Here is a 22,985-nt window from a genome sequence, read left to right as displayed (position 1 = left end):
GCCGAAAGGCAACGAAGGAGCACCATGAAAAGGCACCAGAAGCTGATGGGCGTCGTCGCCCTCGGCGGCGCCCTCGCACTCGCCATCAGCGGTTGTGCGTCGGGCAGCAACACCGGCGGCGGTAACGACGGCGGCGACAAGCCCGTCGAGACCCAGTTCGCGGACTACAACCCGCAGCCGCGCGAGAACCTCAAAGAGGGCGGCGAAGTTCGCTTCCCCATCAACGAGATCCCGCCGCAGCTCAATGCGTTCAACGGGGACGCGAGCGCCGACACGCAGCGGCTCGCCTCGTGGTACACCCCGCAGGTGTTCCTGATGGATCCGGACGGGACGGTCAAGCCGAACCCCGCCTACGTCTCCGACTACAAGATCGGCGTCGAGGGCGGTAACACCACGGTCACCTTCAAGGTCAACGAGAAGGCGACCTGGAACGACGGCACACCCCTCGACTACACCGCCTTCGAGACCACCTGGAAGGCCAACAACGGCACGGACGAGGCCTACGTCCCGAACTCGACCGACGGCTACAAGGCCATCACCTCGGTGACGCAGGGCGCGACGCCGAAGGACGTGGTCGTCACGTTCGACGGGGAGTTCGCCTGGCCGCAGATGCCGTTCCTCACGGGGATCATGCACCCGGCCGTCAACACGCCGCAGATCTTCAACGAGGGCTTCATCGACAACCCGCACGCCGAGTGGGGCATGGGGCCGTACAAGATCGGCGACTTCGACCCGAACGGCGAGGTCATCACCTTCGTCCCCAACGAGAACTGGTGGGGCGACAAGCCGCTCCTGGACAAGGTGACCTTCACCGGCATGGATGCTCAGGCATCGCTCAACGCCTTCAAGAACGGTGAGATCGACCAGGTCGGCGCCAACAACAAGGACCGCCTTGAGCAGGTCAAGGATGTCGAGGACTCGGTGACCTACCGGGCTCAGCAGACCGCGAAGACGGTCCTCATCGTGGACGCCGACAAGCCCCAGTTCAAGGACATCGCGGTTCGTCAGGCGTTCTTCATGGGCATCGACATCGACCAGCAGAAGCAGATCGCGTGGAACGGCCTCGGCTACGAAGAGGCGCCTGCCGGTTCGCTCAACCTGTACTCGTTCCAGGACGGCTACAACGACTCGTTCGGCGAAGCCGGGCTGAAGCACGACGTCGACGCGGCCAAGAAGCTGCTCGACGACGCGGGCTGGACCGAGGGCAAGGACGGCATCCGCGAGAAGGACGGCGTCAAGCTCTCCGTCGTCTACCCGATCCACAGCGATGACCCCACGATCGAGGCACTCGCCAAGGCCATCCAGCAGCAGGAGAAGGCCATCGGCATCGACGTCCAGATCGAGAAGCGGCCGTCTGCTGACTTCTCGCCGGACTTCACGTCCAAGAACTGGGACGCGTTCTCGCTGCGGTTCACGGACTCCGACCCGTTCGGTCCGCTGTGGTTCTGCCAGCTGTACTGCTCTGACAGCACCCTGAACCTGTCGGGGACCAGCACCCCGGAGATCGATCAGGAGATCAAGGACAAGGTCGAGTCCCAGACGACGGCCGAGGCCTGGACCGAGGCGTCGATGAAGCTCGAGCCGGAGATCATCAAGGAGACCTGGGGCGTCATCCCGCTCTACAACGGTCCCTCGATCTCTGTTGTCAAGAAGGGTCTCGCTAACCTGACCCCGGAGCCCTACGTGGGCCTCGACGGCTACGGCGTCACCCCCGTGGAGAACGTGGGCTGGGAGAAGTAACCCTTCCCCCTCCTGGGCGGGGTCGGCGGATTCGTCCGCCGGCCCCGCTTTCTCGTGCTCGGGCTGCCCGCACAGGCATTGCTGGCCCCGTCAGCGGGCTCAGGGTCGTGACCATGGATCGCTCGGGGGGAGCGATGCACCGCACTCCCCGTCGATCGTTCGACCCACAACGGATGTGGGCGACGACACGGAAGGAAGTTCGATGAAGATCTCTCTCACGAAGAAGACCGCCGGGGTCCTGGCGGCGTTCGCGCTCGCGCTCGGCGCGGTGGGCGTGGCCGCGTCCGCATCGCAGGTGGAGACCTCTTCCCCGCAGGCGCTGCTGATGATCTGCAACGGCGCGAACCTCTGCTGAGATCGAGCACGGGCGGGGCCGGCGGATCCCCTCCGCCGGCCCCTTCTCGTCACGTCTGCGAAGTCTCCTTCCGGGGGCCTCCTAGGCTGGTGCCGTGACGGTGAGCGTGGTGCTGGTGCATGGGATCCGGACGTCCGCGACGATGTGGCGCTCCCAGCTGGCGTATCTGACCGAGCGCGGGACTCCGGCGGTCGCCGTCGACCTGCCCGGCCACGGCGCACGCATGGACGAGGTCTTCACCCTCGACGAGGCCTTCGCCACGATCGACGCCGCCGTCCGCGACGCTGCGGCGGCCGGCCCGGTCCTTCTCGTTGGGCATTCGATGGGCGGGCTGCTCTCCACGGTCTACGCCGGCAGCGACGCGACCCCGCCCGTCGCCGGATTCGTCGCAGCGTCCTGCACCGCCGTGCCGCGGGGAGCGGGTCTCGCCGCCTACCGGATGCTCGCCGGGGCGATGAACTCACTGCCGGACCAGGGCATGTGGCTGAGCCAGCGCGTGCTGGCGGCGACGCTGCCCGCGCACACCCGTGAGGACTTCGGAGCGGGCGGTTACGCGCTGCGTGCGCAGGACGTCGCCCTGGGCGCGCTGCGGACGCTCGATCTGCTGGCGGCGGTCGAGCGTCTGACCATGCCGACCTGGTTCGTGAACGGGCAGTACGACCAGCTGCGCATCCATGAGCGGCTGTTCCTCGGGATCGCGCCGAACGCCGAACTGATCCTCGTCCCCCGGACGACCCACCTCGTCACCGCGATGCGTCCGCGCGTCTTCAACGCCGTTCTGGGCCTGGCGCTCGCGACGCTGGAGTCGGAGAGCGCCCGCCCGCCCGCATCGCCCCGGTCATGAGCGCTCCCCCGAGCGACAGCACGGCAGCGCCGACGAACAGCAGCCAGAAGCCGCTCACCGCGGCGACCAGCCCAGCGCCCAGCAGCGGCCCCACGAGCTGGCCGAGGGCCGCGGAGACGTTCACGAGCCCCAGGTCGCGGGCATGGTCGTCGGGATCCCGGAGCAGGTCCGTCGCGAAGGCCAGGCTCACCGCCATGTAGGCGCCGTAACCCGTGCCCATGACCGCCGCCGCCACCGAGGTCACCGCGAGGTCGGGACTCAGGAGGATGACGACGCCCGAGGCCGCCTGCACGACGGCCGAGAGCACCGTCAGAAGCCGGCGGCGGCCCCACCGGTCCGAGAGGATCCCCACCACCACCGAGGCGGCCACGACGAAGGCCGTGTACACGACGATGAGCAGCAGCAGGTCGTCCTCGGCCTCCGCGGCGGGCACGCCGATGCCGTATCGCAGGAAGAACAGCAGGAGTGAGGTGCCCAGGGCGTTTCCGACGTTGACGACGAACCGGCTCGCGAGCAGCCAGAGGAAGTCGCGGTCGTGCAGGGAGGACCGTCGTGTGCCGGGGGCGTCGACCGTGCCGCGCGTCGCCGGCCGGTCCGGGAGCAGCGCTGCGGCGCCCACCCCGACGACCGCGATGATCGCGGCGAGGAGCGCGTACGCCGCCCCGGTGCCGAGCCCGAGCAGCACCACCGCCCCGACGCCGACGACGACCCCGGCGGCCTGCGCGGCGCTGGCCGCCGCGGACGCGCTCCCGCGCTGCGTGTCGAGCTGATCCGCGATGAGCGCGGTGAACGCCGCCCCCGCCGTCGAGACGCCGACCGACACGACCACCCACGAGGCGCCGATCCCGAGGGGCCCCTCCGCGGCACCTGTGAGCAGGAGGCCGACGGCGGCGACGAGCGATCCGCCCGCCGCCCACGGGCGCCGTCGTCCCCATACGAGCCGGGTGCGGTCGGACATCCGGCCCGCCAAGGGGGCGGCCAGCACTCCGGCGAGCCCGCCGGCGGACAGCACCACGCCGGCGCGGACCACGCCCTCGATCCACCCGTCGCCGGGGGTGTCGAGCTGAAGCGGGAGCAGCAGCTGGATCGGAGTCAGCTGCACCGTCCACACGGCCAGCCATGCCAGGGTGAACAGGAGGAACCAGACTCCCCCGACCCTGCGTGCGGTGGGGCGGGCGGGATCGGGCACGGACGGCTCGGGCATGGAGGACTCCTTCGGCTCCTCCGCCCAGCATGGACCCGCGAGCACGACGGGGCGCGGCACGACGCGCACGCGACACGGCCGGGCGCCGTTCGGCGCCGATACGGAGACCTGTTAGACTCGGTGATTGGCTTGCGTGTGGGTTTTGCCCTCACGACCGCCGTTCAACGCCCCTCTCCCGTTGACGGCACACCATCCGAAACACGAACGAAGGTTCCCGCACGTGGCAAACATCAAGTCGCAGATCAAGCGCAACAAGACCAACGAGAAGGCGCGCGAGCGCAACAAGGCCGTCAAGAGCGAGCTGAAGACCGCCGTGCGCACCACGCGCGCCGCGATCGCCGCCGGTGACAAGGCCGCCGCCGAGGCCGCCCTGAAGAAGGCGTCGAAGAAGCTGGACAAGGCCGTCAGCAAGGGTGTCATCCACTCCAACCAGGCCGCGAACCGCAAGTCGTCGATCGCCAAGCAGGTCGCCGCGCTCTGACGCCTCGCCGCATCACGAAGGCCCGTCTCCTCGGAGGCGGGCCTTCGTCGTCGTCCGGCGCGGAGTCGGCCGTTCCGACGTGCTCAGCCGCCGAAGGGACGACGCGTCGCGACCACCGTGATCATGCGCTCCAGGGCGAAGACGGGATCCCGCGCGGCGCCCTTGACCTCGGCGTCCGCGCGCGCCGTCGCCTGGATCGCGAGCCCGAGGGAGCGCTCGTTCCAGCCGGACAGATCGCGACGGGCACGATCGACCTGCCAGTCCTTCATCCCGAGCCGTGAGGCCAGAGCCGCCGCCGGTTCCCGGGACCCGGCGACGCGCGCCATCGTGCGCAGCTTCATCGCGAACGCCGCGACCATGGGCACGGGGTCCGCGCCGGAGGACAGGGCGTGGCGGAGCGCCACGAGCGCCTCTCCGTAACGGCCCGCGATCGCCGTGTCGGCCACGACGAACGCCGACACCTCGACCCGTCCTCCGTAATACCGTTCCACCACGGCGGGCGTGATCTCCCCCTCGACGTCGCCGATGAGCTGCTGGCACGCCGCCGCCAGCTCGGTGACGTCATCCGAGAACGCGGAGACGAGAGCTCGCAGCGCCTGGGGGGCGATGCGCTTGTCGGCCGCCTTGAACTCCCCCGCCGCGAAGTCGAACTTGTCGTTGTCGCGCTTGATCGCAGGACACGGGATCTCGATCCCGTCACCGGTGCCGGCGCGCACGGCGTCGAGCAGCTTCTTGCCCCGCACCGAGGCGCCGGTGTGGCGGAGGATCACCGTCGCGCCCTCCTGAGGATGCTCCAGATACGCCACGGCCTCCTGGATGAAGGCGTCCGTCGCCTTCTCGACGCCGGCCACACGCACCAGGCGCGGCTCGCCGAACAGCGACGGCGAGGTCAGCGCGAGAAGGGTGCCCGAGGCGTAGTCGTCGGCGCGGACGTCGCTGACCTCCAGCGCCGGGTCCTCCAGCCGCAGGTAGTCGCGGACTCCCGCGATCGCGCGCTCGGCGCAGATCTCCTCAGGCCCCGAGACCAGGACGATCGGCGCGGGTCGGGGCTCACGCCAGGACACCTGCGGAATGCTCGCGGCCTTGCTCCCGCGCTTCGCGCTGCCGCGGGCGGAGGAACGGGGGGCAGCCATGCGTTCCAGCCTACCGGCGGACACCGACCTCCCCGCCGGCGCCGGGCCGACATCGCGGCGCGCGGTCCGGACGGTTCCTTCTGCGGCGCCCGTTTGGCATCATCGGAGCACGAACGAAGCGGCGAAGGCCGCCGCGGAGGGGACGACGATGTCCGACCAGATCTTCCTGTTCGCCGCCCTCGGGCTGTACTTCGCGGGGATGCTCCTCATCGGCTGGATGGCCTACCGGCGCACCAGCGACCACGAGGACTACATGCTCGGCGGGCGGAACCTCCCGCCGTGGGTCGCCGCGCTCAGCGCCGGCGCCTCGGACATGTCCGGCTGGCTCGTCATGGGACTGCCCGGCGCCATCTACGCGGCGGGTCTCATCGAGGCGTGGATCGCCATCGGCCTGCTGCTGGGGGCTTACCTGAACTGGAAGATCGTGGCGCCGCGGCTGCGCGCCTACACGGAGGTCTCCCGGAACTCCATCACGGTCCCCAGCTTCCTCGAGAACCGGCTCCGCGACGGCACCCGTCTACTGCGCATCATCTCCGGAACGGTGATCCTCGTCTTCTTCACGCTGTACATCTCCTCCGGGATGGTCGCCGGCGGGGTCTTCTTCGAGAGCTCCTTCAACGGCGACTACCTGACCGGGATGATGCTGGTGACCGGGGTCACGCTCCTCTACACGCTCTTCGGCGGCTTTCTCGGCGCGTCGTTCACCGACGTCGTCCAGGGCCTGATGATGGTCGTCGCGCTCATCGTCGTCCCGGTCGCGGCGGTCGTCGCGATCGGGGGTCTCGGCGAGACCTCCGAGCTGATCGGCGAGATCGCGCCCGAACACCTGTCGCTGCTGTCCGGCACGGCGCTCACCGGCGGCACGATCCTGGCGATCGTGTCCGCGCTGGCCTGGGGACTCGGGTACTTCGGGCAGCCGCACATCATCGTGCGATTCATGGCCCTGCGCTCCCCCCAGGAGGCCAAGAGCGCGCGCCGCATCGGCATCTCCTGGATGGCGGTGTCGCTCGGCGGGGCCGTGCTGTCCGGTCTCGTCGGCGTCGCGTACATCGCGAAGACGGGGGTGGACCTCACCAACCCCGAGACCGTCGTCCTGCTGATGTCGCAGACCCTGCTGCACCCGTTCGTGGCGGGCCTGGTCCTCGCGGCGGTGCTGGCGGCGATCATGAGCACGATCTCCAGTCAGCTCATCGTGTGCTCGTCCGCCCTGGTCGAGGACATCTACCGCGTCTTCCGCCGCACCCCGCCGAGGCCGGCGCGGCTCGTGCTGATGGGGCGACTCGCCGTTCTGGGGGTCGCGATCGTCGCCGGAATCCTTGCGATCACCCCGAACGACACGATCCTGGGTCTGGTCTCCTTCGCCTGGGCGGGCTTCGGCGCCGCGTTCGGCCCGGTGATCCTTCTCAGCCTATTCTGGCGTCGCCTCACGAACTGGGGCGCCCTGGCCGGCATGGTCGTCGGCGCGGCGACCGTGTTCATCTGGAAGGCGCTCGGCACCGGGCTCTATGAGCTCCTCCCCGCCTTCGTCCTGTCTCTCCTCGCGGCGATCGTCGTGAGCCTGGCGACCTACCGGCACAACGAGGAGATCCAGCGGGAGTTCACGGACACCGGAACGATGGTCGCGGTGCCCCGCCCGCACGCCGTCGGGGACACCCCGTGACGATCCTGTTCAGCGGTCGCCCACGGCATCGCGGACGGCGTCGCCCAGGTCGTCGAAGCGCTGCAGGGCGACCTGCTCGCCGTTGAGGAAGAACGTCGGGGTGCCGGTGATCCCGAGCGCACGGCCGTCCTCGACGTCCCGGTTCACCCGTTCCGTCGTCGCGGGGTCCGCGACCGCGCGGTCGTACGAGTCCATGTCCAGGCCCAGCTCCTGAGCGTAGGCGCGGAAAACCGCGGGATCGGGCGCCGACGCCTCGCCCCACTCCGCCTGCGTCCGGAACAGCAGGTGGTACATGTCCTCGAATCGCCCCTGCTGCGCCGCGGCCTCGGCGGCGACGGCCGCGTTCATCGCGTTCACGTGGCCCGGGAGGGGGAAATAGCGCACGACGTAGGTGATCTCGCCGGCGTACTCGGCGCGGAGATCCTCGACCACCGGATAGAAGGCTCCGCAGGCCTCGCACTCGAAGTCCAGGAATTCGACGACGGTGACCCTGCCGTCGCCCTCCTCCCCCAGCACATGCGAGTCGTCGCGCACGACCGAGGCGGTCGGGTCCGCCGCAGGATCTGTCGTCTCCGGCGCGGCGCCGCGGGTGGCGAGGACGAAGAGCAGCCCGCCGAGCAGCAGCACTACCGCCGCGCCGACGGCGACGAGGATCGCCCTGAGTGTGCGGTTCATGGGACCCTCCAAAGGAACGGGATCGGGATCGGGATCGGGATCAGGAGCCGGAGATGAGGACGGTGGACGGATCGCGGCCGAGGGTAGCAGTGTGTGCCATGGGCCCCCTGGGGAGGCGTCGTCCGTTCTCCGTCACGGCGTGCGCTCGGCCCACAACCGGAGGCCGCCGGGCGTGCCCCTGACGAGGATGAGGCCCGACTGGTCCGTGCGCGCGACCCGTGACCCGGTGGCGTGCAGCAGCTCCAGCGTCTGCGCCCGGGGATGCCCGTAGTCGTTGCCAGCGCCGACGGAGACGATCGACAGGGGCGCGGAGAGCAGACGATAGACATCCGGATCCTGGTCCGCACTGCCGTGGTGGGCGACCTTGACGACGTCGTACGGACCGCGCAGGGTCTGCGTCCGCGCCATCAGGCGCTGGGAACGGGCCGAGGTGTCCCCCAGCAGCAGTGTGCGCGGCACGTCGGGACCGGAGACCTCCATCACCACGCTCGTGTCGTTGCCCGCCGGGAAGACCCGCTCGTCGCGCCGGGGCCACAACACCCGCCAGGAGGCGTCCCCGAGCGTCCCCGAGTCTCCGGCCGCTGCGGCGGAGGCGTGGGCTCCCGCATCGGTCAGGGCAGCGAGGATCCGCTCGTCGCCCCCGTCGGCGGGGACGCCGTGCAGCACGGCGCCGACCCGGCCGATGACGGCCTCGGTCCCGCCCACGTGGTCCAGGTCGAAGTGCGTGAGCACGAGGAGGTCCACCCGGTCGATCCCGAGCTCCCTCAGACAGCGTTCGAGGGCGGCGGGATCCGGCCCGGTGTCCACGAGCAGGATGTGGCCGGCGCTGCGGACGGCCACGGCGTCCCCCTGGCCCACGTCGCAGGCGGCCACCGTCCAGTCGCCGGGGCGCGTCATCGGCGCGACGGGGCCGCCCAGCAGCGCCAGGCCCGTGCCCGTGCCGATCACGACGGCGAGGACGACGACCGACGCGGTGGACACCGCGGCGTTCGGGGGATGCGGGACGAGGATCCAGATCACCGCCGCACCCAGGACCGCCGTCACCAGCGCGGTGAGCGGACCCGGCGGCACCTCGACCGAAGCTCCCGGCCACGACGCGGTGGTCTCCGCGGTCACCGCGATCCACGCCGAGGGCAGCCACGCACAGGCCGCGAGAAGATCCGCCAGCGGCGGAACGGGCAGCGCGAGACAGGCCAGCAGTCCGAGCATCGTCGCCACCGGGGCCGCCGGCTGGGCGATCAGGTTCGCGGCCACGGAGACAAGGGACTGCTCGGTCGCGAACAGGGCGATGACGGGCGCGCACGCCAGCTGCGCCGACAGCGGCACGGCGAGCACCAGCGCGACCGGAGAGGACATCCATCGCGACAGGCCGCGTGCCAGCGGCAGGGCGAGCACCAGCAGCGCGGCCGTCGCCGCTGCGGACAGCACGAAGCCGATGGACGTGCTCAGCCAGGGGTCGACGACGAGCAGGAGCGAGACCGCGAGCAGCAGGATCGACAGCCCGGCACGGGGCCTGCCGCGGAGGACCGCGAGCATCGCGAGCCCGGACATCGCCGCCGCACGCACGACGCTCGGCTCGGCGGTGACGAGCACGACGAACGCCGCCAGCGCAGCGAGGGCGCCGAGAACGCGCAGGGCGCGACCGCCGCGCAACAGCACGACCAGCCCATACCCGGCTGCGGTGACGATGGCGCAGTTGCTGCCGCTGACGGCGACCAGATGCGACAGCCCGCTGGCGATCATCGCGTCCTCCAGCGCGCCGGGAACCGCCCTGGTGTCCCCGATCGCGAGGCCGGGAAGCAGCGCCGCCCCGGGCCCGGGAAGCCTCGACGCCCGGTCGGCGAACGCGCGGCGCACGTCCGCCGCCATCCGGACGATCAGCGGCCCCCGCGACAGGATCTCGGGAGGCTCCTCGACGAAGAGCACCAGGGCGGCACGCTCTCCTCCGTCCGTCGCCACGGCCCGTCCGCGGACGTGGATCACGGTGCCCGGGTCGACCCCCTCCTCCGTCTGCGGGATGCCCAGACGCACCGGGACGTGGATGGCTCCCGGACGGCCCGGCGGCCCTAGGCTCCGCGAGTCGGCGTCCGCCCACAGTCGCCCGTCCGCGCCGCCGGTCGGCGACGAGGAGACGACCGCGACCGCTTCGAGGACCCGGCCCTCGAATCCTGCCGCGTGCACCCGAGAGGGGGCGGACATCAGGAGAGTGGTCGCCACCGCGCACACGGTGGCGCCGCACAGCAGCGCCAATCCGATCAGGCCGTCCGGCCGACGCCGCGCACGCCGGAGGAACCATCGGGAGAGGGCGAGAGCCACGATGAGTCCCCCGAGGACGAGGAGCGGGAGCGCAGCGACCGGGACGGTGACGCCGAGCAGGGCCGCACCGCTCGCGCATCCCGCCACCGGGAGCATGCGCAGATCCCGCCCGGCCCGTCGCGAGATCGACCCTTCCTCGACGGAGGAGACTCCCTTCTCCCCCGACCGGTGACCGTTCGAGCCTGGCTGCGTGGCGCCGGTCACACGCGGACCCGGTCCCGCAGCCCGGCCACGAGCTTCTCCCCGATGCCCGGCACCGCGAGGAGATCGTCGACGGCGACGAAGCGACCGTTCTGTTCCCGCCACTCGATGACCCGTGCCGCGAGGGCGGGACCGATCCGCGGCAGCTCCTCCAGCGTCGCGGCGTCAGCGGTGTTGAGGTCGATGAGCCCGCCGGCACCGGGCGCCCCGCCGACCCCGCCCGGGGCCTGGGCGCCGGCGCCGGGCGCCGCGACCATGATCTGCTCCCCGTCGGAGACGGGCCGCGCCAGGTTGATGCTCCCCAGATCAGCGGAAGCCAGGGTGCCGCCCGCCGCGGCCACCGCCTCGGCAACGCGCGCACCGTCTCCGAGCACGTACAGCCCGGGGCGCTCGACCTCGCCCAGCACGTGCACGTAGACGGACGCGGCCCCGGGACTCGGCACCGCGCCCCGGGGTGCTCCGGGGGCCTCGGTCGTCGCCGGCAACGGCTCGTCCGGGTGCAGCGGACCCTGTCCGCGGACCAGCCCGATGCCCACGGTCACCGAGAGGACGACGATCGCGAGGATCACGGCGGCGCCGATGCCGAGACGGAACCGCGGCGTGGCCGGACGCAGTCGGACGGTCGGGCGAGGCGGGGGTTCTGGGGTCACACCGCGACGCTACGAGCCGGGTGTGGTCGCGGGATCGCGAGTCATGCCTTCCGTGGACAAGCGCCTCCTGCGCGACCCCGTGCAGGACGAGCGCGGAACGCGAAAGGCCGTGATGCCGTCATCGCCCGAGGACCGCGCGGAGCGCGTCGGCGTACGGGCCGGCGACTCGGTCGTGCCCGGCCTGGGACAGATGGATCGGATCCGCCTGCGGGGCACGGCGATCCGTGATCCAGCCCGCCACCGAGATCGTCGGGAAGCCCATCGCCTGGGCCTCGGGCAGGATGAGCGCCTCCGCGGCGCGCCGCTCCGCGTGCGACGCGTCCCGCCGGCTCATCACGCCGTTCACGACGATGGTCGCCTCCGGGTAGGCCGCGCGCACCTGTTCGAGCAGACGCCGCTCCGCCGCGACGATCTGATCGCCCGGCACACCCTGGGTCGCGTCGTTGCCCCCGAGCGTGATGCTGACCAGCCCCGGGTTCCCCTCGGGGAGGAGCACGAGGTGGGAATCCAGCGCGTCCGTCACGCTCATGCCCAGGGCGCCGGAATGCGCGACGTATCCGCCCCCGCCGTAGGAGCGCTCCACGATGTCGGTGAAGCCGTTGGCACGGGCGCCCTGTTCGACCCACGAAGAGCCGTCGCACTGCGAGTCGCACAGGAGCACCGCCGTCTGCGGTCCCACCGGCTCCGCGCTGTAGAGGATGCCGTCCCGCTGGATCGTCTCCACCCGCTCGAACGCCGTGTGGGACCCGCGCTCGTCGCTCCAGGCGTCCTTGACGGGCCAGCCGAACCGGTCGGGAAGCCGTGTCCACTGGTCGAACGTGGTGCGGTCCAGCACCGACGTGCCCCGCGGCGACGACAGCAGCACCCCGCCGGAGAACGCCTGATACCAGGCGTCGGCGAACGCGGTGCGTTCGCCGACGGGCAGTCCCAGGGCCCCGCCGGCGTCGCCGAGATCGCGATAGCGCGCCTCGATATCGCCCGGCCACGTCGCGTGGACGGCGCCGTCCTCGTCGGTCCGGTAGAGCACGCCGTTCTGGAACGTCTGCCGGGCTCCGCCCTTGACGGCGGTCTCCGCCGCCGTCGGCCAGCCCAGATCGCCCTCCTGCGCGCCGCGCCGAAGATAGTCCCCACGCATCCCGTCCAGGACCGGGACGGCACCGGTCGCCTCGGACCACCAGATCGCCCCGTGCTCGAATCGCTGCACGCGCCCGTCGCCGGCGGCCTCCTCCGGCAGCCGGGGGTACCCGAGCGGCCCCTGCTGCGCGCCCGAGTCGGCGTAGGCGCGTGCGATGTCCTCCCGCACCGCAACGGCGACGCCGTCTCGCAGGTAGACGGAACCGCGCCGGAACTCCTGGATCCCCATGCCGTTGGCGTCCCGCCGCACGCCGGACCGCGGCTCGCCGAGACCTCCGCGGTCCTCGCGATGCCGCAGCCAGGCACCCCACATCGGCCCCCGGACGGCGGTCACCGCGTCGCCGCCGCGCACGAAGAGCCCGCCGCGCTGGAACTCCTGCCACCGCAGCGAGCGGTCCGCGCCGCGCTGCACGTCGTCCACGGGCAGGCCGAACGCGTGCTCCGCGCCCGCCTCGGCGAAGGCCGTTCCGAGAGCGCCGTCATGCACGGCGTGGGCACCCGTCCCCCGTGACCAGTACACCCACCCGTGGTCGAAGCGCTGCGAGCACTCGCTCCCCCGGGAGACGCACGTCTCGGGCGTCCGGGCGGTGCCGAGCTCCTCCTGCGCTGCCGACCAGGCGCGACCGATCGGACGCGTCAGATCCACGGGAGCCGCCAGCTGCGCGACCATGCCGAGCAGCAGACCCGCCAGAGCGCCGCCGGTCAGGAGCACCGTGGACAGACGCCGGATCACCCTCAGGGCGCGGGCACGCACCCGGCGGGGCGATCCGCGCACCGGTTCAGCCCTTGACGGCGAAGTTCACGATCTTCGGCGCGCGGACGATCACGCGGACGATCTCCTTGTCCGCGAGGGCCCGCTGCACGCGCTCGTCCGCGCGGGCGAGGGCTTCGAGCTCGGCGTCGCCGATCCGTGCCGGGACCTCGAGCGTCGCGCGCACCTTCCCGTTCACCTGCACGGCGGTCGTGACGGTGTCCTCGACCAGCAGCACCGGATCCGCCTGGCGCCAGGGCACCAGACCCACGGACGGCTCGTGTCCGAGGATCTCCCACAGCTCCTCCGCGGTGTGCGGCGCGACGAGGTCCAGCATCACCGCGATGGTCTCCGCCGCCTCGCGCACCGCCGGGTCGGCCCCTCCGGCGCCCGTGTCGATCGTCTTGCGGGTCGTGTTCACCAGCTCCATCAGCCGTGCGACGAGCACGTTGAACTTCGTCTGCTCCACCAGACCCGGAGCCTCGGCCAGCAGCCGGTGCGTGGCGCGGCGCAGGGCGGCGTCTCCGCCGTCGAAGAGGACGTCGACCGGGGACGAGACATCCTGCGCGACGCGCAGCGCGCGGGAGAGGAACTTCTGAGCGCCGGTCGTCGAGACGTCCGCCCAGTCCTTGTCGTCCTCCACCGGGCCGGCGAAGGCGAGGGCGACGCGCAGCGTGTCCGCGCCGTGCGCGTCCAGCTCCTCCTGGAACAGCACCAGATTGCCCTTGCTCTTGGACATCTTCGCGCCGTTGAGGATGACCATCCCCTGGTTGATGAGGCTGGAGAAGGGCTCGGTGAAGTCGATGAGCCCCATGTCGAACAGGACCTTGGTCAGGAACCGCGCGTACAGCAGGTGCAGGATCGCGTGCTCGACGCCGCCGATGTAGGAGTCCACCGGCGCCCAGCGCCGCGCCTCGTCCACGTCGAAGGCCACGACGTCCGACGTCGGCGACAGGAAGCGCAGGAAGTACCAGGAGCTGTCGACGAACGTGTCCATCGTGTCGGGATCCCGGAGAGCCGGCTCGCCGGTGGACGGGTCGACGGTGCGGACCCAGCCCTCGGCGGCCCCCAGCGGCGACGATCCCTTCGGCGACAGGTCCAGCCCGTCGACGCCGGGCAGGCGGACCGGGAGCTGGTCCTCGGGCACCGGGACGATCCGGCCGTCCGTCGTGTGCAGCATCGGGATCGGCGTTCCCCAGAAGCGCTGCCGAGAGATCAGCCAGTCGCGCAGACGGTAGTTCTTCGCGGCGCGTCCGTTCCCGGACGCCTCCAGCTGCTCGATCGCGCGGGCGATCGCGTTGCGCTTGGAGAGGCCGTTCAGCTCGCCGGAGTTGATCATCCGGCCCTCGCCGGTCAGAGCGATCCCGGTCGTGGCGGGGTGCTGGTCGTCCAGGGTCTCCGCAGGCTCGATCGGGACGCCGTCCTCGTCGACCTCGATCACGGGCATCGCCCCGGTGATGGGCGCGGTCGTGTCGACGACGACCTTCACGGGCAGGTCGAACGCCCGCGCGAAGTCGAGGTCGCGCTGGTCATGAGCGGGAACCGCCATCACCGCGCCGTGACCGTAGTCGGCGAGCACGTAGTCGGCGGCCCAGATCGGCAGCCGTTCGCCGTTGACCGGGTTGATCGCGTAGTGCTCCAGGAACACGCCCGTCTTCGGCCGCTCCGTCGACTGACGGTCGATCTCGCTCGTCTTCTGGACCTGCGTCAGATAGTCCTGGAAGCGCATCCGCACCTCCGGCGAGGCCGACGCGGCCAACTCGGCGGCCAGGTCCGAGTCCGGAGCGACCACGAAGAACGTGGCGCCGTGCAGGGTGTCCGGACGCGTCGAGAACACCGTGACGGCGCCCTCGCGCCCCTCGATGCGGAAGTCGACGTCGGCGCCCACCGACCGGCCGATCCAGTTGCGCTGCATCTGCAGCACCTTCTGCGGCCAGGAGCCCTCCAGCTGGTTCAGGTCGTCCAGCAGCCGGTCCGCGTACTCCGTGATCCGGAAGTACCACTGCGTCAGCTTCTTCTTGACGACCTCGGCGCCGCAGCGCTCGCACCGCCCGTCCACGACCTGCTCGTTCGCCAGCACGGTCTGATCGTTCGGACACCAGTTGACCGGGCTCTCCTTGCGGTACGCCAGCCCCCGCTCGTACAGCTTCAGGAACAGCCACTGGTTCCAGCGGTAGTACTCCGGATCCGACGTGTGCAGGACCCGGCTCCAGTCGAAGGAGACGCCGTAGTCGCCCAGGCTCTCCCGCTGCTGCGCGATGTTCTGATACGTCCACTCCCGCGGATCCGCGCCCCGGCGGATCGCGGCGTTCTCGGCGGGCAGGCCGAAGGAGTCCCACCCGATCGGGTTCAGCACGTTGTGCCCGCGGTGACGCCAGTACCGCGCGACGATGTCCGAGTACAGGTAGTTCTCGGCGTGCCCCATGTGCAGGTCGCCGGACGGGTAGGGGAACATCGCCAGGACGTACTTGCGCGGGCGGGTGTCGTCGGCGCCGCCGGCGCGGAAGGTCTCGTTGTCGGCCCAGTACTTCTGCCACTTGGCCTGAAGCGCGTGCGCCGTCAGCGGCTCCTCAGCGGACACGGCGGCGGTGGGCGACAGGTTCTCGGACAACGAAACGACCAATCTCTGCAGAACGGAAGGACCCGGAGTTCGGGATATTCCAGGTTATCCCAGGCGGCGCCATATCCCGGCCCGTATCCTCGTGGGGTGGACGACATCCTGGGCTGGCTCCTCGACGCCGTGCAGTCCGTCGACCCGGTGCTGCGCACCGTGCTCGCCGGCATCGCGATCATGCTGGAGACGAGCATCCTGATCGGGCTGATCGTTCCCGGTGACACCGTGGTGATCGTCGCGGCCATGGGCGTCGCCAGTCCGGTGGAGGGCGTGGTCCTGGCGCTCGTCGTCGTGATCGGGGCGCTCATCGGCGAGAGCATCGGTTTCTGGCTCGGGCGCTGGCTCGGGCCCCACATCCGCCATTCCTGGGTCGGTCGCCGGGTCGGCGAACAGAACTGGATCCGTTCGGAGCGCTACCTCCAACGCCGTGGCGGCATCGCGATCTTCCTGTCGCGGTTCCTGCCCGTGCTGCACTCCCTGGTGCCGCTCACCGTCGGGATGAGCGGGTACTCCTACCGCCGGTTCCTCGCCTGGACCGCTCCCGCGTGCATCATCTGGTCCGCCGCCTACGTCAGCGTGGCGTCCCTCGCCGCGGGCAGCTACCGGGAGCTCTCCGAGCGCGTGCACTTCGCCGGTTACGTGTTCGTCGGCGTCATCGCCGTCTTCCTCATCGCGATCTTCGTCGTGAAGAAGGTGCTGGAGAAGCGCGAGGCCCGCCACATGCACGACGACCCCGCCTGATCCCTCCCTCTCCCTCCCTCGTTCTGTCCTGCGCGCGCGGGGACTCCCTCGCGAGATCAGGCGAACGCGCCGCATCAGGCGTGTTTCCCCCGGATCCGCCTGATCTCGCGCGATCGCCTGAACTCACGCGCGCGAGAACAGGCGATCGCGACGGTGCGCGCGGCGGGCGTCGCGGGCGGCAGGGGCTGGCAGCGGGGCACCGCGAGACGTGAAAGACTGAAGCGATGCCCTCAGCCCGCCGCCGACCGGCACGGATCCACTGGTTCGCCCGCCTGGAGCACCGCTTCCACGCGTGGCGCGAACGTCGTGCACGTCGGCGCGGCCGCACCGCGACGATCCTCCCGTTCCCCGGCTACGGCGGAGAGGGATGGGTCCGCGTCGTCGGGCGAGTGCTCATCGTCCCGCCGCGGCGGCGCACCCCGTCCGGCGAGTACGCGAGCGTCCGCGGCTGGCGGAGCTTCGTCGGGATCCCGGTGAGCTTCGCGACGGTCCAGATCACGATCGACGGCCGCACGCACGACGTCACCGCGGACCGCGGCGGTGTGGTCGACAGCCGGATCGAGGCGGACCTCGCCCCCGGATGGCAGACGCTGACCATGAGCGTCGAGGGGCGGGAGCCCGTCGAGGCCCGCGTCTTCGTGGTCTCGGCGGACGTGCGCTTCGGGGTCGTGTCGGACGTGGACGACACCGTGATGGTCACGGCGCTGCCCCGCCCGCTGATCGCCGCGTGGAACTCGTTCGTGGTGACCGAGCACGCCCGGCTCCCGGTCCCCGGCATGGCCGTCCTCCTGGACCGACTGATGCGGGAGAATCCCGGCGCCCCCATGGTGTACCTCTCCACGGGTGCCTGGAACATCGCCCCGACGCTGAGCCGCTTCCTCACCCGCCACCTCTTCCCGGCGGGCGCGATCCTGCTCACGGACTGGGGCCCGACCCACGACCGCTGGTTCCGCAGCGGGCGTGAGCACAAGCTGACAAACCTCCGTCGCCTCGCCGCGGAGTTCCCCCAGGTGCGCTGGCTGCTCATCGGCGACGACGGGCAGCACGACGAGGCCATCTACTCGGAGTTCCTCTCCGAGCACCCCGACTCCGTCGCCGGGGTCGCGATCCGCCGGCTCCTTCCGGCCGAGGCCGTCCTCGCCGGCGGGCGGGCCGCCGGCGACGATCATTCCGAGGACGCGGTGCCCTGGGTGAGCGACGAGGACGGGGCGGGCATCCTGGAGAGGCTGATCGCCGAGGGGATCGTCCGCTGAGGTCGGACGACGGCGTCACGCAGGACTCGAGTCGTATCCTCGAAGGATGCCCGTGATCTGTGCGACGCTCGACTCCGCCGTCTGGCGTGACCGGGCAGCGGCGCACGCGGAGCGGGCCGACGCCCTGACCGCCGCGCACCGCGACCGCGCGCGCCGCCGAGAGAAGCACCCGGTCTGGGACTTCCTCTTCACCTACTACGGATACAAGCCCGCGCAGCTGCGCCGCTGGCACCCGGGAGCGGGTGTCGCCCTGGCGGACGCCGCCGAGCGCTCCTCCTGGCGCTGGTATGCGAGTGCGCCGGCGGAGGCCGTGGTTCCGGATGCCGCCCGCTTCGCCGCCGAGAAGCCCGAACTCGCCGCCCTCATCGAACGGATCCTCCGGTCCACCGCCGTCCGGCCCGCACGGTTCGGCTGTTTCGGCCTGCACGAATGGGCCATGGTCTACCGGGCCGAGGAGCATCGCCACCCCGTGCCGCTGCGCCTCGGCCAGGCGGGCACGGACGCGGTCGTCGAGGCGCACGAGCTGCGCTGCACGCACTTCGACGCCTTCCGGTTCTTCACCCCTCCCGCCGTTCCCCGGAACGAGCAGACGCTGGATCGCGCGTCGCAGCCGCGACACGAGCAGCCCGGCTGCCTGCACGCGGGCATGGACGTGTACAAGTGGGCCATGAAGCTGGGGCCGCTCGTCCCGGGCGAGCTACTGCTGGACGCCTTCGAGCTCGCCCGCGACATCCGGCTGCTGGACATGGAGGCCGCCCCGTACGACCTGTCGGCGTGGGGCGTCGTTCCCGTCCGGATCGAGACCGCCGAGGGAAAGGCGGAGTACGTCCGACGCCAGCGCGCCTTCGCCGAGCGCGGGACGATCCTGCGGCAACGGATCCTCGACGCCTGGTCACCGGGATCGGCGCACGCGGAGACCGAGAGCGGTCAACCGGCCGGGGTGCACTCCGGGCACGGCCGCCACGTCGGTGCCGCGGCCGCGACCTGAAGCCGCAGGGCCATGACGCGCTCCGCGGCCTCCGTGAGCCGGTCGCCGGGAATGCGGCCGTCCTTCACGGCCGCGGCGATGCCCTCCGCCATCCGCCCGGCGGTGGACCCGTCGGAACCCACGACCATCAGCACCATGTCGCTTCCCGCCGCGATGGCGGCCACGGCGTTGCCGACCGGGTCGGCGTAGGCCGGATCCCCCGAGGAGACGAGCATCCCGAGGTCGTCGGTGACGCTGACGCCGTCGAATCCCAGCTCGTCGCGGAGGGTCCGGTGCCAGACCGGCGACAGCGAGGCCGGCACACGGTCGACGGCGGTGTAGGCCAGATGGCCGAACATCACGAGGTCCGCGCCCGCGTCGATCCCTGCCGCGAAAGGAGGTGCCGTCGTCCGCCGCCACTCCGTCATGCTCATCGCCGTGGCGGGGATGACCCGATGCGAGTCCCCTTCGGCCGCCCCGTGGCCGGGGAAGTGCTTCAGCGTCGACAGCGCGAAGGGCGCCTCCCCTCGGACGGCCGCCGCGACCCGCGCCGCGGCGTCGTCCGCGGTGGTGCCGAGCGCCCGCGAGAAGATGAACGACGTCGGTCCTGTGGCGACATCGGCGACCACGCCGAAGTTCACCGAGGCGCCACCGGCCGCGACCAGCGCGCCCCGGCCCGCGAACGCGGCCTCAGCGGCGGACGACGGCGCCGCGGCCAACGCCGACCCCGCAGGAAGGCCGTCCCAGGGCAGGCGCGTGACGTCTCCCCCTTCCTCGTCCACGGCGATCAGTGGCGGCATCGCGGGGTCGCGGACGAGCGCCGCCGTCACCGCACGCAGGTCGGTCGCGGAGGCGGGGACGTTGGATCCCATCAGGATGAAGCCGCCGAGGCCCGACGCCATGTAGTCGCCCAGGGCAGACGCGTCGGTGGTGGGGATGTGCCCCATCACGACGCTCCGCGCCCGGGCGCCGACGTCCATCGCGGCGACGATCCGCTGCGCCTCCGCCGTGATCGAGGACCCCTCCGCGGCGACGACCTGCACCGCCGGCTTCTCCGCCGCGTGTGCCGGTGCCGCAGCGGGTGCGGCCACCAGGGCGGCACCGAGGGTCCCGAGCAGCGCGGGCACGGCCAGCAGGCGTCCGGTTCGTCGCATCCCCTCCAGGGTACGGGGTCCCGACGGCGCGGTCAGGAGGTTCCGGACGCGTCCGTCGCGATCACGAAGGCCTGGGGGTGCTCGCGCAGGTAGTGCACGACGACGGGATCGCCGCTGCCCACCCATGCACGGGAGTCCGGGTACGCGGCCGGGGTGAAGAAGGGGTTCTCCAGCGTGTAGGTCTTCCCGTCCTCCGCCGTGAACGTGACCCAGTCCCCGTCCACGGTCGCCTCCGCGGCGACGCCGTTCGCGTGGATGTAGGCATTGGTGACGGGCACGCCGACCAGGGACAGGATGCCGACCGCGCCACCGGCGAGCATGACGAGCAGCAGGATCCGGAAGAACCACTGACGCAGCCGACCGCGGATCCGTCGGGCCGCCTCCCCGGTGTCCGCCACGGCCAGGCCCTCCCTCGCACGGATCACCGCGAGAGCGTCTCGCCCGGCCGGCCGGCGGACCGCCATCGCGATCAGCCCGAATAGCGAGAAGCCCGCGACGAAGACCATCTGGTACCCGTGCGACGCCGGGAAGTTCAGCAGCCACATCAGCGTGTCGAGCATCAGCGTGCCTCCTCCTTCTCGATGGTGACGGCGACGGTGTGGGGGTCCTCCCGCCGGTAGAACGCCCAGATCGGCGCCCCGACCTGCAGATGCGCGAGCGCCTGCGGGTACACGAACACCGTGGTGTCCGCCTCCCAGGGCTCCTGACCGTCCGGCGTCAGCAGCACGCGCAGGGAGAGCTCCACCTGCCCCTGCAGGCGCCGTCCGGTCGGGCGCACAGCGACCACCGAGGCCGGGACCTGGATCCCGGTGGTGCGCGCCCGGACCTGCCCCGGAGCGATCAGGCCCTTGGCGATCCGCCACTCCAGCAGGGCCGCGCGCACCGCCGGGTCCTCCGGGTCCGCGAGGGCGAGGTCGTCCGGGTTCGCGGGATCGAACGCGATCGGCAACGGGGTCCCGACCTGCAGCGCCCCCTGCTCCTCGGACGGGACGAGGGTGCGCAGCCGCCCGATGACGTCGTCGCCCTGCGCCGGAGTCACGCGTACGTAGATGTCGAACTGGGGCACGTCGTTCACCGTCAGCCCCGTGCGGGAGACCTCGACGATCGTGCCGGTGGCGGTGACCGCACGCCCGGCGCGGACGCGGCTGCGAGAGCTCGGCATCATCGTCCCGCCGAAGGTCAGCAGCAGTCCCCACGCCACGCCGACCATGATCGGGAGCCCCAGGGAGTCCCCGGTCCACGACAGCGGGCTCTGGCGCTGGTCGACACCGAACAGGCCGATGCCCGCCCACAGCAGGAGCACGGCCGACAAGGCGAGCCAGATGACGATGCCGATGACCCTGATCATGCGCTCAGGCTACCGACGTCGCTCGTCCCTCCCGGTCACAGGTCCGTGACACCGACCGGCTGCGTCGATCGCGTTCGCTCTCTCGCGGCGTCGGAGGCCAGGTACCTCTGCACGCCCCGCGCCGCCGTGCGGCCGGCGCGGTTGGCGCCGATCGTGCTCGCCGAGGGGCCGTACCCCACGAGCTGGATGCGCGCGTCCCGCACGGCCTGCGTTCCCCGTCCCGCCCGATCGAGCTGGATGCCGCCCGCGGCGCTCCGAAGGCGCAGCGGCGCGAGGTGGCTGACGGCGGGGCGGAACCCGGTCGCCCAGAGGATCGCGTCCACGGGCTCGAACGATCCGTCCGCCCACCGGACGCCGTCGGGCTCGATGCGGGAGAACATCGGACGCCGCGCGGCATAGGCGCCGAGCCGCGCGGCTTCGCGCTCCTGCTCCCGCAACGCGAGCCCGGTCACGCTGACGACGCTCTGCGGAGGAAGGCCCTGCGCCACCCGCTGCTCGACGAGGGCCACCGCGGCGGCGCCCGCCTCCGGGGTGAAGTCGTCTGTGCGCCACACCGGCTCGCGACGCGTCGCCCACAGCGTGTCCGCGATCGGGGCGAGCGCACCGAGGAACTGCACGGCCGACGCCCCGCCGCCCACCACGAGCACCCGGCGACCGCGGAAGTGCTCGGGCCCGGGATAGTCGACGGTGTGGAACTGCTCCCCGAGGAAGGTCTCCATCCCCGGGTAGTGCGGCAGGAAGGGCTGCGTCCACGTCCCCGTGGCATTGACGAGGGTGCGCGAGCGCCACTCTCCGACGTCGGCGCGCACGAGCAGGATCCCCTCCTCGTCCTCCACCCTCTCGACGGCGACGGGTCGGATCACGGGCAGCTCGTTGGCCTCCTCGTACGCCGCGAACAGCGCAGGGATCGCCTCGTTCGCCCGACGGTCGTCGTGGACCGGCGGGGTGTCGCCCGGAAGCTCGGCGACCCGATGGACGTCCCGCATCGTCAGCGCGTCCCAGCGGTGACGCCATGCGCCGCCCGGCGCGTCGTCGGCGTCGAGGACCACGTGTGCGATCCCCAGACGGCGCAGATGGTACGACGCGGACAGCCCGGCCTGGCCTGCGCCGATGACGATGCTCGGAAGGATGTCCACGGCGAGGACAACGCCGCGCGCCATGCCGTTGTTCCAGTGGCCCCCGGCGTACAGCATGGACGGCCACGTCGACACGGTCGGGACACGCTGGTCAGAAGCGGGTCCGGACGGGATGGTCAGAACAGCGCGGCGGGCAGAGCCCCCTCCTTCTCCAGCAGCCAGCGCTTGGTCACCAGGCCGTTGCCGTGTTCTCCGCCGGAGTACCCGCCCAGCCCGTCGCTGGCGAGCACCCGGTGGCACGGCACGATGATCGGGATCGGATTGGACCCCATGACGGCGCCGATCGCTCGTGCGGGGACGCCCGTCCCGCTCCGGGCGGCGAGCTCGCCGTACGTGAGCGACTCGCCGTAGCCCACCGTCGTGAACAGGGTGGTGAGCACCGCCCGCACCGCCTCCGAACGCTCGCCCAGATCGATCGGCACATCGAACGCACGGCGCATCCCGGCGAAGTACTCGTCGAGCTGCCGCAGCGCCGCCACGAGCACCTCGTCGGGCCGCGCGTCGACCTCGGGAGGCGCCGTCGTCCGCCATCCGACCGCGGTGACGGCCCGCCCGTCGGACAGCACGCCCAGGACTCCCACGGGTGTGTCGATGCGGCCGAACGAGGTCATGCGAAGAGGCTAGTCCG

20 protein-coding genes are annotated in these 22,985 nt (G+C 71.6%); 8 read left to right on the top strand and 12 right to left on the bottom strand.

Going from position 1 to position 22,985, the window contains the following annotated elements; translation table 11 throughout:
- The first annotated feature begins 24 nt into the window (after positions 1-24).
- The 3 genes from V6R91_RS16720 to V6R91_RS16710 all read left to right on the top strand — a co-directional run bounded on the left by V6R91_RS16720 (position 25) and on the right by V6R91_RS16710 (position 2,939).
- Positions 25-1,740 carry an ABC transporter family substrate-binding protein gene (locus V6R91_RS16720; protein WP_231820679.1) on the top strand — a complete coding sequence of 572 codons (1,716 nt, stop codon included), beginning with the start codon at positions 25-27 and terminating at the stop codon, positions 1,738-1,740.
- Between the two features lie 202 nt (positions 1,741-1,942).
- On the top strand, positions 1,943-2,095 hold the full coding sequence (locus tag V6R91_RS16715) for a hypothetical protein (protein ID WP_157517848.1): 153 nt from the start codon (positions 1,943-1,945) through the stop codon (positions 2,093-2,095).
- 94 nt (positions 2,096-2,189) lie between these two features.
- Entirely contained in the window at positions 2,190-2,939 is a 750-nt protein-coding gene (locus tag V6R91_RS16710) for an alpha/beta fold hydrolase (protein ID WP_336396153.1), read from the top strand.
- On the opposite strand, the gene V6R91_RS16705 is transcribed toward V6R91_RS16710, so the two are convergent.
- Positions 2,863-4,143 carry an MFS transporter gene (locus tag V6R91_RS16705; protein WP_336396152.1) on the bottom strand — a complete coding sequence of 427 codons (1,281 nt, stop codon included), beginning with the start codon at positions 4,141-4,143 and terminating at the stop codon, positions 2,863-2,865. The genes V6R91_RS16710 and V6R91_RS16705 overlap by 77 nt on opposite strands.
- A gap of 220 nt (positions 4,144-4,363) precedes the next feature.
- On the opposite strand from V6R91_RS16705, the gene rpsT reads away from it, so the two are divergent.
- Positions 4,364-4,624 carry a 30S ribosomal protein S20 gene (gene rpsT, locus V6R91_RS16700; RefSeq protein ID WP_067242701.1) on the top strand — a complete coding sequence of 87 codons (261 nt, stop codon included), beginning with the start codon at positions 4,364-4,366 and terminating at the stop codon, positions 4,622-4,624.
- A gap of 83 nt (positions 4,625-4,707) precedes the next feature.
- Here rpsT and holA read toward each other — a convergent pair whose 3' ends face one another.
- The gene (holA, locus tag V6R91_RS16695) at positions 4,708-5,757 is read right to left on the bottom strand and encodes a DNA polymerase III subunit delta (RefSeq protein ID WP_271062777.1); all 1,050 of its coding nucleotides are present in this window, start codon (positions 5,755-5,757) and stop codon (positions 4,708-4,710) included.
- A 148-nt stretch (positions 5,758-5,905) separates the two neighbouring features.
- Here holA and putP point away from each other — a divergent pair, with 148 nt between their 5' ends.
- Complete coding sequence (putP, locus tag V6R91_RS16690) at positions 5,906-7,417, top strand: sodium/proline symporter PutP (protein ID WP_336396151.1); 1,512 nt, start codon at positions 5,906-5,908, stop codon at positions 7,415-7,417.
- 9 nt (positions 7,418-7,426) lie between these two features.
- Here putP and V6R91_RS16685 read toward each other — a convergent pair whose 3' ends face one another.
- The 5 genes from V6R91_RS16685 to leuS form a co-directional block, all read right to left on the bottom strand.
- Positions 7,427-8,092: a DsbA family protein gene (locus V6R91_RS16685; RefSeq protein WP_336396150.1), complete on the bottom strand. Its 666-nt coding sequence runs from the start codon at positions 8,090-8,092 to the stop codon at positions 7,427-7,429.
- Positions 8,093-8,224: 132 nt separating this feature from the next.
- Positions 8,225-10,504, bottom strand: coding sequence for a ComEC/Rec2 family competence protein (locus V6R91_RS16680; RefSeq protein ID WP_336396149.1), 2,280 nt, complete (start codon positions 10,502-10,504; stop codon positions 8,225-8,227).
- A gap of 104 nt (positions 10,505-10,608) precedes the next feature.
- Entirely contained in the window at positions 10,609-11,259 is a 651-nt protein-coding gene (locus V6R91_RS16675) for a ComEA family DNA-binding protein (RefSeq protein WP_336396148.1), read from the bottom strand.
- Positions 11,260-11,377: 118 nt separating this feature from the next.
- Positions 11,378-13,168 (bottom strand): GDSL-type esterase/lipase family protein, encoded by a 1,791-nt coding sequence (locus tag V6R91_RS16670; protein ID WP_336396147.1) that lies wholly within the window; start codon positions 13,166-13,168, stop codon positions 11,378-11,380.
- A gap of 4 nt (positions 13,169-13,172) precedes the next feature.
- Complete coding sequence (leuS, locus tag V6R91_RS16665) at positions 13,173-15,755, bottom strand: leucine--tRNA ligase (RefSeq protein WP_336396146.1); 2,583 nt, start codon at positions 15,753-15,755, stop codon at positions 13,173-13,175.
- 96 nt (positions 15,756-15,851) lie between these two features.
- Here leuS and V6R91_RS16660 point away from each other — a divergent pair, with 96 nt between their 5' ends.
- The 3 genes from V6R91_RS16660 (at position 15,852) to V6R91_RS16650 (ending at position 18,740) form a co-directional block, all read left to right on the top strand.
- Positions 15,852-16,499, top strand: coding sequence for a DedA family protein (locus tag V6R91_RS16660; RefSeq protein ID WP_067242710.1), 648 nt, complete (start codon positions 15,852-15,854; stop codon positions 16,497-16,499).
- Positions 16,500-16,723: 224 nt separating this feature from the next.
- The gene (locus tag V6R91_RS16655) at positions 16,724-17,752 is read left to right on the top strand and encodes an App1 family protein (RefSeq protein WP_336396145.1); all 1,029 of its coding nucleotides are present in this window, start codon (positions 16,724-16,726) and stop codon (positions 17,750-17,752) included.
- Between the two features lie 46 nt (positions 17,753-17,798).
- Positions 17,799-18,740: a 3-methyladenine DNA glycosylase gene (locus V6R91_RS16650; RefSeq protein WP_336396144.1), complete on the top strand. Its 942-nt coding sequence runs from the start codon at positions 17,799-17,801 to the stop codon at positions 18,738-18,740.
- Here the strand turns inward: V6R91_RS16650 and V6R91_RS16645 are convergent.
- The 5 genes from V6R91_RS16645 to V6R91_RS16625 form a co-directional block, all read right to left on the bottom strand.
- Positions 18,680-19,873, bottom strand: coding sequence for a glycoside hydrolase family 3 N-terminal domain-containing protein (locus tag V6R91_RS16645; RefSeq protein ID WP_336396143.1), 1,194 nt, complete (start codon positions 19,871-19,873; stop codon positions 18,680-18,682). The genes V6R91_RS16650 and V6R91_RS16645 overlap by 61 nt on opposite strands.
- A gap of 32 nt (positions 19,874-19,905) precedes the next feature.
- A complete protein-coding gene (locus tag V6R91_RS16640; protein WP_336396142.1) occupies positions 19,906-20,433 on the bottom strand; it encodes a hypothetical protein in 528 nt (175 codons plus the stop codon).
- On the bottom strand, positions 20,433-21,221 hold the full coding sequence (locus tag V6R91_RS16635; RefSeq protein WP_336396141.1) for a DUF3592 domain-containing protein: 789 nt from the start codon (positions 21,219-21,221) through the stop codon (positions 20,433-20,435). Before V6R91_RS16635 ends, V6R91_RS16640 begins: the two co-directional genes overlap by 1 nt.
- A 35-nt stretch (positions 21,222-21,256) precedes the next feature.
- Positions 21,257-22,357 (bottom strand): flavin-containing monooxygenase, encoded by a 1,101-nt coding sequence (locus V6R91_RS16630; protein ID WP_336396368.1) that lies wholly within the window; start codon positions 22,355-22,357, stop codon positions 21,257-21,259.
- Between the two features lie 116 nt (positions 22,358-22,473).
- Entirely contained in the window at positions 22,474-22,968 is a 495-nt protein-coding gene (locus V6R91_RS16625; RefSeq protein WP_336396140.1) for a methylated-DNA--[protein]-cysteine S-methyltransferase, read from the bottom strand.
- Positions 22,969-22,985: the final 17 nt, after the last annotated feature.

The organism is Microbacterium sp. CCNWLW41 (assembly GCF_037083505.1).
Note: the sequence above shows the minus strand (reverse complement) of the source record. Positions and strands in the feature narration are given on the sequence as shown.

Excerpts from the sequence above, each read along its gene's own strand:
- V6R91_RS16720 (WP_231820679.1), top strand. The coding sequence starts at position 25 with ATGAAAAGGCACCAGAAGCTGATGGGCGTCGTCGCCCTCGGCGGCGCC.
- V6R91_RS16715 (WP_157517848.1), top strand. The coding sequence starts at position 1,943 with ATGAAGATCTCTCTCACGAAGAAGACCGCCGGGGTCCTGGCGGCGTTC.
- V6R91_RS16705 (WP_336396152.1), bottom strand. The coding sequence starts at position 4,143 with ATGCCCGAGCCGTCCGTGCCCGATCCCGCCCGCCCCACCGCACGCAGG.
- holA (WP_271062777.1), bottom strand. The coding sequence starts at position 5,757 with ATGGCTGCCCCCCGTTCCTCCGCCCGCGGCAGCGCGAAGCGCGGGAGC.
- putP (WP_336396151.1), top strand. The coding sequence starts at position 5,906 with ATGTCCGACCAGATCTTCCTGTTCGCCGCCCTCGGGCTGTACTTCGCG.
- V6R91_RS16685 (WP_336396150.1), bottom strand. The coding sequence starts at position 8,092 with ATGAACCGCACACTCAGGGCGATCCTCGTCGCCGTCGGCGCGGCGGTA.
- V6R91_RS16680 (WP_336396149.1), bottom strand. The coding sequence starts at position 10,504 with ATGCTCCCGGTGGCGGGATGCGCGAGCGGTGCGGCCCTGCTCGGCGTC.
- V6R91_RS16655 (WP_336396145.1), top strand. The coding sequence starts at position 16,724 with ATGCCCTCAGCCCGCCGCCGACCGGCACGGATCCACTGGTTCGCCCGC.
- V6R91_RS16650 (WP_336396144.1), top strand. The coding sequence starts at position 17,799 with ATGCCCGTGATCTGTGCGACGCTCGACTCCGCCGTCTGGCGTGACCGG.
- V6R91_RS16645 (WP_336396143.1), bottom strand. The coding sequence starts at position 19,873 with ATGCGACGAACCGGACGCCTGCTGGCCGTGCCCGCGCTGCTCGGGACC.
- V6R91_RS16640 (WP_336396142.1), bottom strand. The coding sequence starts at position 20,433 with ATGCTCGACACGCTGATGTGGCTGCTGAACTTCCCGGCGTCGCACGGG.
- V6R91_RS16635 (WP_336396141.1), bottom strand. The coding sequence starts at position 21,221 with ATGATCAGGGTCATCGGCATCGTCATCTGGCTCGCCTTGTCGGCCGTG.
- V6R91_RS16625 (WP_336396140.1), bottom strand. The coding sequence starts at position 22,968 with ATGACCTCGTTCGGCCGCATCGACACACCCGTGGGAGTCCTGGGCGTG.